The organism is Erwinia sp. SLM-02 (genome assembly GCF_037450285.1).
In the GTDB taxonomy this organism is placed as follows: Bacteria; Pseudomonadota; Gammaproteobacteria; order Enterobacterales; family Enterobacteriaceae; genus Erwinia.
The window spans coordinates 103,341-115,661 of record NZ_JAQISN010000003.1; the positions used below are offsets into that span (position 1 = coordinate 103,341).

Consider the following 12,321-nt stretch of genomic DNA (forward strand, 5'->3'; position numbering starts at 1 on the left):
CTACCTGACCAGCTCCAGGCCTGCCACACGCTGCCAGTAGCCGTTACAGTCACCGCGTGAGGCCAGGGTCAGTGGGCTGAGGCCCGCTTCATTGGCCCGGAACTGACCGACCACGTTCAGCGTATCAATGCCGGTCGGGGAAAGGCGCACAATGTCGACCAGTCCCTGCATTGAAGTCAGTTCGTTACCCAGGTTGTAGCAGTAGCCGCTCATCGTCTGAATGCCGTTAAGGACAAACACCTGCTGGTCTTCCTGCGTCTGCAGGCTGCGCCCCTGCGGATAGTTGATGCAGCAGGTCTGGCAGTCATCCTTGCTGCGGTTTTCCGAGCGGGCGGTGAAGCAGCGGGCAGAATAGGCGAGCGGCAGATAGCCGTAGCTCAGCACCTCCACCTCAAACTTATTGCGGATCCCCAGCTCGTCGCACTGCGCGAGCAGGTTGACCAGCCAGTCCCGTGAGAGTTCGACCGGCATACACCAGCGGGTCATCCCCATTTTCAGCAGCAGCTCCAGCGTAACCGCGTTATAGACATTCAGCGCAGGCCCGGCCACAAACGGTAGCCCGGCCTCACTGGCCAGGGTGACCGCCCCGAAATCGCTGGCCTCAATAAGGAATTCGCCGTTATCGACATAGCGTTTTAGCTCGGTCAGCTCGGAGGGAGACTGCAGCAGCGCCAGCGTACTCAGCACCACCTGTTTTCCGGCCGCTGCCAGATCCCGGGCCATCGCCAGCCAGTCGTTAAACTTTGTCGCCCGGCGTTTGCTGCATACCGACTCGCCGAGATAGATAATCTGAGCATCGCTGCTGGCCGCCGCGCGATAAAAGTCCTGCAGCGCCTCATGCGGCCAGTACCACAGCACCGGCCCCAGTGAATAATTCATCCTCTTTCTCCTATTGCCACTGTCGGTGCCAGGCACCCAGTGTGGTCTGCGTACCTTCACTCAGCTCGGACAGTGCGGCCATCCACTGCGGCTGGGCGACAAAGTTTTCCGGGGAAGCCTTGCAGCGATCGATAGCCTCTCGCCAGATGCGGGTCACCTGAGCGACATAGGCCGGGCTGCGCTGGCGGCCTTCAATTTTTACCGAGGCGATGTTGGTCGCCATCAGCTCCGGCAGCAGCGCCAGCGTATTCAGGCTGGTGGGCTCTTCCAGCGCGTGATAGCGCTGTTTGTCCAGTCGATAGCGGCCTTTGCACAGGGTGGGATATCCGGCATTTTCTCCGCTATCGTAGCGATCGATCAGCACCTCATTCAGCCGGGATTCCAGGCCGTCAGCGGTCTGCTGCCAGCGGACAAAGCGGGCAGGGGAGCAGGCTCCAACGGTATTGGGTGATTCACCGGTCAGGTAAGACGAAAGATAACAGCGACCCTCGGCCATAATGCACAGGCTGCCGAAAGCGAAAACCTCCAGCGGCACGTTGGTATCCCGTGCGAGCTGGCGCACCTGATGGATAGATAGCACGCGCGGCAGTACCACCCGGGCCACATCAAAGTTACGCTGGTAGAAACGTACGGCTGCAGCATTGGTGGCGGAGGCCTGTACGGACAGATGGCGCTCAATGTGTGGATAGCGCTCGGCGGCATAGGCCAGCATGGCAATATCCGCGAGGATCAGCGCATCAACGCCGGCACCGGCGGCCATATCTACCGCTCGCTGCCAGCGGGCGTAGCCATTCGGATGAGCAAAGGTGTTAATTGCCACATGCAGCTTGCGCTTGTGCTGGTGGACGAAATGCGAGGCCTCCTGCAGACGTTTATCGGTGAAGTTCAGGCCGGCGAAATGACGGGCGTTGGTTTCATCTTTCAGGCCGATGTAGACCGCGTCAGCGCCGTTTTCAATGGCGGCCTTCAGTGCCGGAAGGTTTCCGGCCGGGCACAGAAGTTCCATAAGGATCAATTCCATTAAACAGAAGAATCGATGATTTTAGAGAGGAAAGCGGCGACAAATTTTGATTTAAGGCATCGAATGGCGTATTGATGGGGGACGGATTCCCTGCTAAAAACCGTATAGTTCGCCCATTTTATTGATCCAGCCGCCTGAAGCGCTCTGCCGTTGTGGCAAAATAGGTGAAATTTTTCGTAAGGAGTAATAATGGTGTTGAACCCGCTACGTACCCACTGCGTTCGTAAAGGGCCGCAGCTGCTGCGTTTCCCGCTGCGATTAACCCCGTTTGCGCTGAAAAAGCCGCTGCTGCAGGGGCTGCTACGCTGGCAGTTTCAGCAGGCGCTGGCCGAAGGCGAGCTGGATTTCCTGGAAAATCGCTGGCTGGGTATTGAAGTCAGCGATCTTGAACTAAGCTGGTCAGTTACGGTAGAAAACGGACAGCTGCAGGTTGCCGAGCGCAGCGACTGCGATGTCTGGTTTCGTGGCAATGCCAATGATTTGCTGCTGATCGCCGCACGCCGGCAGGATCCCGACACGCTGTTTTTCCAGCGCCGACTGCATATCGAAGGCGATACTGAACTCGGGCTGGAAGTGAAGAACGTGATGGACGCCATCGATATTGAATCCATGCCGAAGCCAATGCGCCTCGGGCTTATGCAACTGGCCGATTTTGTTGAAGCCGGACTGAAAGAGGACGCGACTTCCCCGCCGGATCGCGCAGGTGTGTCATGTTAATTCGTACCGAAATTGGTGTTGATGCGGCCAGTATTGACGGCCTGCTCCGCCGCAGCTTTCCAACATCGGCTGAAGCGGAACTGGTGCAGCAGCTGCGGGAAGACGGGCTGCTGACGCTGGGTGTGGTTGCCACCGATGATGAAGGCCAGGTGCTGGGCTATGCGGCATTCAGCCCGGTCACGCTGAACGAAGAGGATCGGCAGTGGGTGGGGCTTGCTCCGCTGGCGGTTGATGAGAGCGTACGCGGGCAGGGACTGGGTAAACAGCTGGTTTATGAAGGGCTGGATACCTTAAACGAGTTCGGCTACGCGGCCGTGGTGGTACTGGGCGACGTCGACTTTTATGCAAAATTTGGTTTCGTCAGCGCGGCTCAGCACCAGCTGCACTGCCGCTGGCCCGATACGGAAACGGCATTCCAGGTCTACAAGCTCGCGGACGATGCTTTTGACAACGCGACCGGTGAAATTGGTTACGCAGAACCCTTTAACCGTTTCTGAGCCGCTCAAGCCAGGTCGACAGTGATTCAGGCTGGTTGGCAACCAGTCTGATTTTTTCCTGCTTCCTGAGCTGTTTGACCTGATATTCAAGCTTTGATGCCTGCGAGCGATCGCCCACTTCACAATGAAATAACAGCTCCAGCGGCCCTTTTCCACGCAGCGCCTTCGCGCCTTTACCGCTCTGATGCTGGTTAAAACGCCGATCCACATCGTTGGTGATGCCGGTGTACAGCATGCCCTTTGCGGTGCGCAGAATGTATAATCGCCAGCTGGCGACGGTTGTGCTCATGAGTATTCCCGGAAACGTCAGTCACCGCTACTGTAGCGTAAAAATGCGCGAGCAGGGTGTCAGCTTTCTTCTAACCACCGATTTTCAGCGTAAACGGTGGATCACCTGATTGCTGCTGCCGCGCCACAGCAGCGCCGGATCGCGCAGTTCCCGGACATACTTGCCGTCGATCAGCACGTTTACCAGCGCCACCACCTCATGCTGACGGTCACTCAGTTCCGCCAGGCAATAGCCGGTCCACATCCAGATATCTTTTCCTGAACAGTCGCGACGCACGCGCCGCAGCAGCCGCCGGACATCGGCAAGGTTGGCCGGATGCAGCGGATCGCCACCGGAAAGCGACAGCCCCTGGCGTGGGATCCGCTCGTCGTTGAGATCGGCGATCAGCCGCTCCTCCATCTCAATGCTAAAAGGCACGCCGGAGTTCACCCGCCAGGTGCTCTGGTTATAGCAGCCGGGGCACTGATGCTCGCAGCCGGAAACAAACAGCGTGCAGCGCGTGCCCGGCCCGTTAACGATATCGACCGGGTAATACTGATGAATATTCACCCCAGCTGCCCGGAGGCAAGATGCTTAACGCGTCGCTTCACCTCCTCCTGCTTACCGGCGTTAAACGGGCGGGCATCCGGGCTGCCGAGATAGCCGCACACCCGCCGCGTAACCGAGACCCGGCTGCTGTCGTGGTTGCCGCATTTCGGGCAGGTAAAGCCTTTGCTGGTACAGTCGAACTCCCCGGTAAACCCGCACTCATAGCACTCATCAATCGGCGTATTGGTGCCGTAATAGGGCACATGGTGGTAGCTGTAGTCCCAGACGTCCTCCAGCGCTTTCAGGTTATGCTGGATATTCGGATACTCGCCGTAGCAGATAAAGCCGCCGTTAGCTAAAGGCGGATAGGCGGCTTCAAAGTCGATCTTATCGTAGGGATTGACCTTCTTCTCAACGTCCAGATGGAAGCTGTTGGTGTAATAGCCTTTATCCGTCACGCCCTTAATCACCCCGAACTCGGCGGCATCGAGGCGGCAGAAGCGATCGCAGAGGTTTTCACTTGGCGTGCTGTACAGACTGAAACCGTAGCCGGTTTCGGCCTTCCAGTGCTCCACCGCCTGGCGCAGACGGCTGACAATGGCCAGCCCGGTTTCACGCAGGCGGGCATCATCGTAAGGGTGAACGGCACCGCCGCTCAGGGCATTCAGCGTTTCATGAATGCCGATATAGCCCAGGGAAATCGACGCCCGGCCGTTTTTAAAAATACCGGCAACCGGTTCATCCGCCTGCAACCGCACGCCGCAGGCACCTTCCATATACAGAATAGGGGCGACACGCGCCTTGACGTTCTCCAGCCGGGCGATGCGCGTCATCAACGCTTTTTTAGCCAGCAGCAGCCGACTGTCCAGCAGCGCCCAGAAGCGTTTTTCGTCGCCGCTGGCCTCCAGGGCAATGCGCGGCAGATTCAGGCTGATCACGCCGATATTGTTGCGGCCGTCATGGATCTGCTCACCGTTCTCTTCATAAACGCCGAGGAAGCTGCGGCAGCCCATCGGCGTTTTAAAGGAACCGGTGACCTCAACCACCCGATCGTAATTGAGAATATCGGGATACATGCGCTTGCTGGCGCATTCCAGCGCCAGCTGCTTGATATCATAGTTGGCCTCGCCGGGCAGGCGGTTTAGCCCCGCTTTGATGGCGAATACCAGTTTAGGAAATACGGCGGTTTTGTGATTTTTCCCCAGCCCGGCAATGCGGTTGCGCAGGATCGACTGCTGGATTAGCCGCGCCGACCAGCTCTCCCCGAGGCCAAAGCCAAAGGTGACAAACGGCGTCTGGCCGTTGGCGGTATGCAGCGTGTTGACCTCATATTCCAGTGACTGGAAAGCGTCATAACACTCCTTTTCCGTGCGGCTGCGTGCATAGGCCTCGCCATCCGCAATCTGCCAGCCGAGCGCCACCTGACGATGCTTCTCCAGGCTGGCCTCAACGTAGGGAGCCAGCACCTCATCAATGCGGTTGATGGTGGTGCCGCCGTAAATATGGCTGGCAACCTGAGCAATAATCTGTGCGGTTACGGCGGTGGCAGTGGAGATCGATTTCGGCGGTTCGATCTCGGCATTGCCCATCTTAAAGCCGTGAGTCAGCATGCCGCGCAGATCGATCAGCATGCAGTTAAACATCGGGAAAAACGGGGAGTAATCAAGATCGTGATAGTGGATCTCGCCGCGCTCGTGGGCGGTGACCACATCGCGCGGCAGCAGATGCTGGCGGGCATAATGCTTAGCCACGATCCCCGCCAGCAGATCGCGCTGGGTCGGGATCACCTTGCTGTCTTTGTTGGCATTTTCATTCAGCAGCGCGGCGTTGCTTTGCTCAACCAGCCCGCGTATTTCGTGGTTCAGCCGGCCGCGCAGCTCCCGGGCAACATCGCGATCGTGGCGATACTCAATATAGCAGCGCGCCAGCTGCGGATAGGCGCCGGCCATCAGACGATCTTCCACCGCTTTCTGGACTTCGGCAATATCAACCCGCTGACGATCGGCCAGTGCCGCACCGATCAGGCTGGCAACGGTGGCGCAGTAATCGCTATCCTCAACCCGCGCTGCCTGAGCGGCCGCGTGAATCGCTGCCTCAATGCGTGCGGGATCAAAAGCTACCACGCAGCCGTCCCGTTTGATGACCTCAGTTACCACCGCTACTCTCCCGTGAAATCTATATATAGGTTCTTGGTGGTATGATAAACGCTATATATAGTGCTTTGATCGTATTTAACCGATATTTTGTTGACCTGAAACAAAGATTACGCTGTGCGGGAGTCTGGTCAGCCATCTGGATGGATTGCTAAAAATATTTCCAGGCTGCCGGAAACCAGGGAGCGATAAACAGGCAAAAATACCCCGCAGCGGATAAATACCTGTACAGGAAGACCGCAACAGTCTGCTTTTACCGTGCAGGTGTGCTGTCGCAGTTGCATTCCTACCCCAGGAATTAATATTATTGCCGGTTGCCGTGGGGCAAAAGTCTCTTTGCCCGATTCAACCAGGAATAACTGCACGATGTCGTCCGTCACCTACAACGAAAATCAGGTCGTCCGCTGGCTGGGGGTACGAACCGTTGCCCGTGCGCGCGATCTGGTCGCCAGCGTGCAGAATATCCAGTGGCAGAACCGGCTTTTGACCGGTGAAGTTGCCGGGCGTGCGGCAGAGCCCTACAGCGTGATGGTGCATTTCAGCCGTCCTCAGGGCAGGCTGCAGGCCAGCGGCGAATGCAGCTGTGCGGTAAAAAATAACTGCCGCCACGTTGCCGCGGTGATGCTGGCGAATCTGCGCCCGCGCCAGGCCGTGAATGACGCGGTGCTGAATACCATCCACGCCGATCCGGTGCCCACCCTGCAGCTGGAATCCCGGGCGAAGTTCATCAGCGGCTACGGCCATTACGGCCACCGGCAGAAACGGCTCGACTTTGCCTCGGTCAGCTTTGATTATGCGGGCGTGCGGGTTGATGCGGGGAGCCGCGCGCAAAGCTTCAGCGATCGCAAAGGTCAGCGCTATCACGTTGACCGCCACATTGAAGAAGAACAAAACTGGCTGACGCAGATCCAGAATGCCGGGCTGCAAACCATTCCGGCGGGGCATATCTATACGCCTGCGCCGCTGCCCCCCGAGATCTTTGCCCCGGAAACACCCGCCGAATGGCGAGATTTTATCAAAAGCGGCCTGCCGGCCCTGCGCAGGCGCGGCTGGAAAATCCGCATGGACAGCGACTTTACCTGGAACGTGACCGAAGTAGACGCTATTGAAGGGCGAGCGGTGCAGGCAGAGGATGGCTGGTTCGATCTGGAGCTGGCGTTGAAAATGGGTCGCCAGCGCGTGCGGCTTGAGCCGCTGCTGGCCGGGCTGTTTGCCCGTGACGGGCGCTGGATGGGCGGCAGCCTGAATCTCATCCCCGATGACGAAAAAATTGAACTGCGCGATGAACGCGACCGGCGTTTACTGTTCCGCGCCGCGCAGCTGAAACCGCTGGTCGGCAACCTGATCGATCTGTTTGACCGCCAGGATCCCCAACCGCTCAGGCTGGCCGCGTGGGACGTGGGCCGTCTGGGGCAAAGCGATCCCCACAGCCGCTGGACCTTTGACAGCGACAGCGCGGTTCACCAGCTGTCTCAGAAGCTGAGCGGTAACCACGGCGTGCAGCCGGTCGCGCCGCCGCGGGGGCTGAAAGCCACGCTGCGCGATTATCAGCTGCAGGGCGTCAGCTGGATGCAGTTCCTGCGGGAGCATCATCTGGCGGGCGTGCTGGCGGATGATATGGGGCTGGGTAAAACCATTCAGACCCTGGCGCATCTGCTGCTGGAAAAAGAAGCGGATCGGCTTGACAGGCCGGCGCTGATCGTCGTCCCGACCACGCTGGTGCATAACTGGTGCTGCGAGGCGGCACGCTTTGCGCCCGACCTGCGCGTGCTGGCGCTGACCGGGCCGCAGCGCAGGGACTTCTTTGAGCAGGTGGCGCAGTACGACGTGGTGATCACCACCTATTCCCTGCTGTGGCGCGATCAGCCGCAGCTGGTGGCCCACGCCTACCATATGCTGATCCTTGATGAGGCGCAGTACGTGAAAAACAGCGCCTCGCGTGCGGCTTCGGTGATCCGCGGGTTGAAGACCCGCCATCGCCTGTGCCTGACCGGCACGCCGCTGGAAAATCACCTCGGCGAGTTGTGGTCGCAGTTTGACTTCCTGCTGCCGGGGTTCCTCGGCAGCGAGCGCGATTTCACGCAGACGTGGCGGATCCCGGTTGAGCGCAACGGAGATAAAGTGCGTCGCGATCTGCTGGCGAAGCGCGTGCGGCCGTTTATGCTGCGCCGCCGCAAGCAGGAAGTGGCGAAAGAATTGCCGCCGAAAAACACCATCGTGCGCAGCGTGCCGCTGGAAGGCGCACAGCGGGAACTGTATGACCAGGTTCGTGCGGCGATGCAGGATCGCGTCCAGCTGGCGGTACAGCAGCAGGGCGCGGGGCGCAGCCACCTGCTGGTGCTGGATGCGCTGCTGAAGCTGCGGCAGATCTGCTGCGATCCGCGGCTGGTGGAGGACGCGCGGGCGGAAAAAGTGAAGCACTCCGCCAAACTGAAGCTGCTGCGCGAAATGCTCAACGATCTGCTGGCGGAAGATCGCCGCATTCTCATCTTCTCGCAGTTCACCTCAATGCTTAGCCTGATCGCGGAAGAGCTGCAGCGCGCGCGCATTGATTTTGTCACGCTGACCGGCAGCACCCGGGATCGCAATGAGCCGGTGCGGCGCTTCCAGCAGGGTGAAGTTCCCGTGTTTCTGATCAGCCTGAAAGCGGGCGGCGTCGGGCTTAACCTGACGGCGGCGGATACGGTGATCCACTACGATCCCTGGTGGAACCCGGCGGCGGAAAATCAGGCTACCGATCGTGCCTATCGCCTCGGCCAGGATAAACCGGTCTTCGTCTATAAGCTGATTGCGGCGGATACGATTGAAGAAAAGGTGGTGGCGTTACAGCAGCATAAAGCGGAACTGGCGGGAGATATCCTGGCGGATGAGCTGAGCGAGCCGGCCAGTTTCAGTCAGGACGATCTGACCCTGCTGTTGACCTGAATTCCCGGAAAGAACAGGCGGGGCGGATCGACGATCCGCCCACACCCTTAGCGACGAATCGCGATCGCTTCGATCTCAATCTTCACATCTTTCGGCAGACGGGCCACTTCCACGCAGGAACGCGCCGGGAAGCTGGCGTTATGCTCGGTAAAGAAGGCTTCGTATGCGGCGTTCACCGTAGTGAAGTCGTTCAGATCTTTCACAAAAACGGTGGTTTTAACAATATCACCGACTTTCAGACCGGCCGCTTCCACGATGGCCCGTACGTTTTCCAGCGACTGACGCGCCTGCGCGGTAATATCATCGGGCACGTTACCGGTTTTCGGATCTACCGGGATCTGGCCTGAAGTGATAATCATGCTGCCGAGATCGACGCCCTGAACATAGGGACCAATCGCTGCCGGGGCGTTTTCAGTACTGATTTCGCGAGACATAGTTTCTCCTGAATGTGTCTGAGGTTTGCGGGGCGACACAGCGCGCCCCAGCGATCTTTACCATATCGGCTCAAGCCTGCAAACAGGAATCAGTCGTTCGCCATAACCACATGGTGCGCAAACTCTTTCTCACAGTATTTGCACTTAAGGTAGAGATTGGCGTGGCGTGCTTTCACCGCGAAGCTGGAATAAACCGGCTCGTTGCGGCTGATGCAGTTGCTGTTCGGGCAGGTCAGTACGCGCTCGATGCGCTCCGGCAGCGTCGGGGAGCTTTTCGCCACCACGTTATAATCATCAATCCGGTTCACCGTGGCGTGCGGGGCGTAGAGCGCCAGCTGGTTGATCTGATCGTCGGTGAGAAAGGTGTTCTCAATTTTGATGATATCTTTGCGCCCCATCTCGCCGGAAGGCAGGTTCAGGCCAATGGTGATACGCTGATCGGTTTCGGTCAGGCGGAACAGGGATAGCAGCTTGAAGCCCACCTGCGCCGGGATATGGTCAATCACCGTGCCGCATTTAATCGCTTCAACCTGTAATTTATTATCGTGCGTCATCGTGTTTCTCCTGATTAGCCAGTTCGCTGTTGAGTACCAGCGCCAGCAGCGCCTGCCGTGCGTAGATACCGTTGCCCGCCTGCTGGAAGTACCAGGCATAAGGCGTGCTGTCGACGTCGGTATCGATCTCATCGATGCGTGGCAGCGGGTGCAGCACTTTCATATTGCCGCGGGCGTGGGCCAGGTCACTGGCGCGCAGAATAAACTGGGCCTTCACGTTTGCATATTCCGACGGATCCAGGCGCTCTTTCTGCACGCGGGTCATATACAGAATGTCCACCTGCGGCACCACTTCTTCAATATTATCGTGGCGGGTCCAGACAATCCCTTTCTCATCCAGCATATCGGTGATGTAGGCCGGCATTGCCAGCGCATCGGGCGCGATAAAGTAAAAACGGTTGCCTTCGAACTTGGCCAGCGCCTGAGTCAGCGAGTGAACGGTGCGGCCATATTTCAAATCGCCGACCATCGCCACGTGCAGGTTGTTCAGTCGCCCCTGCGTTTCCTGCAGGGTGAACAGGTCCAGCAGGGTCTGCGTCGGATGCTGGTTCGCACCGTCGCCGGCGTTCAGGATTGGAACGCCCCCGGAGAACTCAGTCGCCAGGCGTGCGGCTCCCTCCTGCGGATGGCGCATCACAATGGCGTCCACATAGGTGCCAATCACCGAGATGGTATCCGCCAGCGTTTCGCCTTTTTTACCCAGCGAAGTGTTGCTGCCGTCCGCAAAGCCGACCACGGATGCCCCGAGGCGGTGGATCGCCGTTTCAAACGACAGGCGGGTACGGGTAGAGGCTTCAAAGAAGCAGCTGGCAATCACTTTGTGTTTCAGCAGTTCCGGCTGAGGATTCGCCTTCAGGCTGGCGGCGGTGCGCAGCACCAGTTCCAGCTCTTCACGGTTGAGATCGTTAATCGAAATAATATGTTTGTGATATAGCGGATTGGCAATGGTCGCCATGTTCACTCTCCTCTACGCGCGCCGGTACTGAAAAAAGGACAAAAAAAAGCCCCTCAATGAGGGGCTTTTTTCTGATGATCGGTAGTGCAACGGAAGGAAAAACGGCACTGCCCGCCTGTATACAGACGTTGGTGAACGGTGGTGTTGATAGCGTTCTGTGGCATGGTTCCTCCCGGCAAACGGGGGGCATTATACGCATTCGAAACGGCACGGCAAGAGAAAAACGCGCGCCGGGTAATCGTTTGCCTCCCGCCGCGTTGCTACAGTTTCGCCAGCGTCGCTACCATCACCGCTTTGATGGTGTGAAGACGGTTTTCCGCCTGATCGAACACCACGCTGTGTGCGGATTCAAACACTTCATCCGTCACTTCCATGCCGCCGTGCAGATCGTACTGCTCGGCCATCTGCTGGCCCAGCGTGGTTTGATCGTCGTGGAAAGCAGGCAGACAGTGCAGGAATTTCACCTGCGGATTACCGGTCAGCGCCAGCATCTCCGTATTCACCTGATAGCCGCGCAGCAGGGCAATGCGCTCCGCCCAGACCTCTTTTGGCTCGCCCATGGAAACCCAGACGTCGGTATAGATAAAGTCAGCGCCTTTTACGCCCGCCGCGATATCTTCGGTGAGAGTGATTTTCCCACCGGTCTTTTGCGCCGCCGCACGACACTCTTCAACCAGCTTTTCATCCGGCCAGCAGCCTTTCGGTGCCACCAGACGCAGATCCAGGCCAACCAGCGCGGCCGCTTCCAGCATGGTATTACCCATATTGTTGCGCGCGTCGCCGACGTAGGCGAAGGTCATCTGGCTGAAGGCTTTCTCCGGCAGATGTTCCTGCATGGTCAGCAGATCGGCCAGCAGCTGGGTGGGATGGAATTCATTGGTCAGCCCGTTCCAGACCGGCACGCCGGCATGCTCAGCCAGCGACTCCACCAGCGCCTGGCCGTGGCCGCGATACTGAATACCATCATACATCCGCCCCAGCACGCGGGCCGTGTCCTTCATCGACTCTTTATGGCCGATCTGGCTACCGCTCGGGCCAAGATAGGTGACGTTAGCGCCCTGATCGTAAGCGGCAACTTCGAAAGAGCATCGGGTACGGGTCGAGTCTTTTTCGAAGATGAGCGCGATATTCTTGCCTTTCAGGTGCTGAATTTCTTCACCGTTTTTTTTATCGGTCTTGAGCGTTGAGGCCAGAGCGAGTAAGCCGTTGATTTCGGCGGGGGTAAAATCCAGCAGCCTGAGGAAATGACGTTGATACAGATGACTCATAAAGCACTCCAGGTAATCTTTAATGAATTTATATTCAATCTAACCGTATGAATATTCATTTTCAACCCCGGCGTGCAGAAACTTTTGTTTAAAGGTAGTGG

At 58.2% G+C, this 12,321-nt stretch carries 12 protein-coding genes; 3 read left to right on the forward strand and 9 right to left on the reverse strand.

Features of this window, described 5'->3' with window-relative positions:
* A complete protein-coding gene (locus PGH32_RS17350; RefSeq protein ID WP_337894668.1) occupies positions 1–879 on the reverse strand; it encodes a U32 family peptidase in 879 nt (292 codons plus the stop codon).
* 10 nt (positions 880–889) lie between these two features.
* Positions 890–1,885, reverse strand: a complete 996-nt coding sequence (ubiU, locus tag PGH32_RS17355; RefSeq protein ID WP_314424402.1) for a ubiquinone anaerobic biosynthesis protein UbiU — start codon at positions 1,883–1,885, stop codon at positions 890–892.
* 207 nt (positions 1,886–2,092) lie between these two features.
* Here ubiU and ubiT point away from each other — a divergent pair, with 207 nt between their 5' ends.
* The gene (ubiT, locus tag PGH32_RS17360; RefSeq protein ID WP_443112807.1) at positions 2,093–2,617 is read left to right on the forward strand and encodes a ubiquinone anaerobic biosynthesis accessory factor UbiT; all 525 of its coding nucleotides are present in this window, start codon (positions 2,093–2,095) and stop codon (positions 2,615–2,617) included.
* Positions 2,611–3,114, forward strand: a complete 504-nt coding sequence (locus tag PGH32_RS17365; RefSeq protein ID WP_314424399.1) for a GNAT family N-acetyltransferase — start codon at positions 2,611–2,613, stop codon at positions 3,112–3,114. Before ubiT ends, PGH32_RS17365 begins: the two co-directional genes overlap by 7 nt.
* On the opposite strand, the gene PGH32_RS17370 is transcribed toward PGH32_RS17365, so the two are convergent.
* The 3 genes from PGH32_RS17370 to nrdD form a co-directional block, all read right to left on the reverse strand.
* On the reverse strand, positions 3,101–3,403 hold the full coding sequence (locus tag PGH32_RS17370) for a GIY-YIG nuclease family protein (RefSeq protein WP_314424397.1): 303 nt from the start codon (positions 3,401–3,403) through the stop codon (positions 3,101–3,103). The two genes, PGH32_RS17365 and PGH32_RS17370, sit on opposite strands and share 14 nt — an antisense overlap.
* A gap of 84 nt (positions 3,404–3,487) precedes the next feature.
* Positions 3,488–3,952, reverse strand: coding sequence for an anaerobic ribonucleoside-triphosphate reductase-activating protein (nrdG, locus tag PGH32_RS17375; protein ID WP_337894669.1), 465 nt, complete (start codon positions 3,950–3,952; stop codon positions 3,488–3,490).
* Entirely contained in the window at positions 3,949–6,087 is a 2,139-nt protein-coding gene (nrdD, locus tag PGH32_RS17380; RefSeq protein WP_337894670.1) for an anaerobic ribonucleoside-triphosphate reductase, read from the reverse strand. The genes nrdG and nrdD overlap by 4 nt, the downstream gene beginning before the upstream one ends.
* Before the next feature lie 363 nt (positions 6,088–6,450).
* Between nrdD and PGH32_RS17385 the strand changes: the two genes are divergently transcribed.
* On the forward strand, positions 6,451–9,009 hold the full coding sequence (locus PGH32_RS17385) for a DEAD/DEAH box helicase (protein ID WP_337894671.1): 2,559 nt from the start codon (positions 6,451–6,453) through the stop codon (positions 9,007–9,009).
* Between the two features lie 47 nt (positions 9,010–9,056).
* Here the strand turns inward: PGH32_RS17385 and ridA are convergent, their stop codons facing one another.
* From ridA to argF, 4 genes are all read right to left on the reverse strand, one after another.
* The gene (ridA, locus tag PGH32_RS17390; RefSeq protein ID WP_314424388.1) at positions 9,057–9,443 is read right to left on the reverse strand and encodes a 2-iminobutanoate/2-iminopropanoate deaminase; all 387 of its coding nucleotides are present in this window, start codon (positions 9,441–9,443) and stop codon (positions 9,057–9,059) included.
* Positions 9,444–9,532: 89 nt separating this feature from the next.
* A complete protein-coding gene (gene pyrI / locus PGH32_RS17395; RefSeq protein ID WP_314424385.1) occupies positions 9,533–9,997 on the reverse strand; it encodes an aspartate carbamoyltransferase regulatory subunit in 465 nt (154 codons plus the stop codon).
* On the reverse strand, positions 9,984–10,943 hold the full coding sequence (gene pyrB, locus PGH32_RS17400) for an aspartate carbamoyltransferase (RefSeq protein ID WP_314424661.1): 960 nt from the start codon (positions 10,941–10,943) through the stop codon (positions 9,984–9,986). The genes pyrI and pyrB overlap by 14 nt, the downstream gene beginning before the upstream one ends.
* Before the next feature lie 269 nt (positions 10,944–11,212).
* On the reverse strand, positions 11,213–12,220 hold the full coding sequence (gene argF, locus PGH32_RS17405; RefSeq protein ID WP_337894672.1) for an ornithine carbamoyltransferase: 1,008 nt from the start codon (positions 12,218–12,220) through the stop codon (positions 11,213–11,215).
* Positions 12,221–12,321 lie beyond the last annotated feature (101 nt).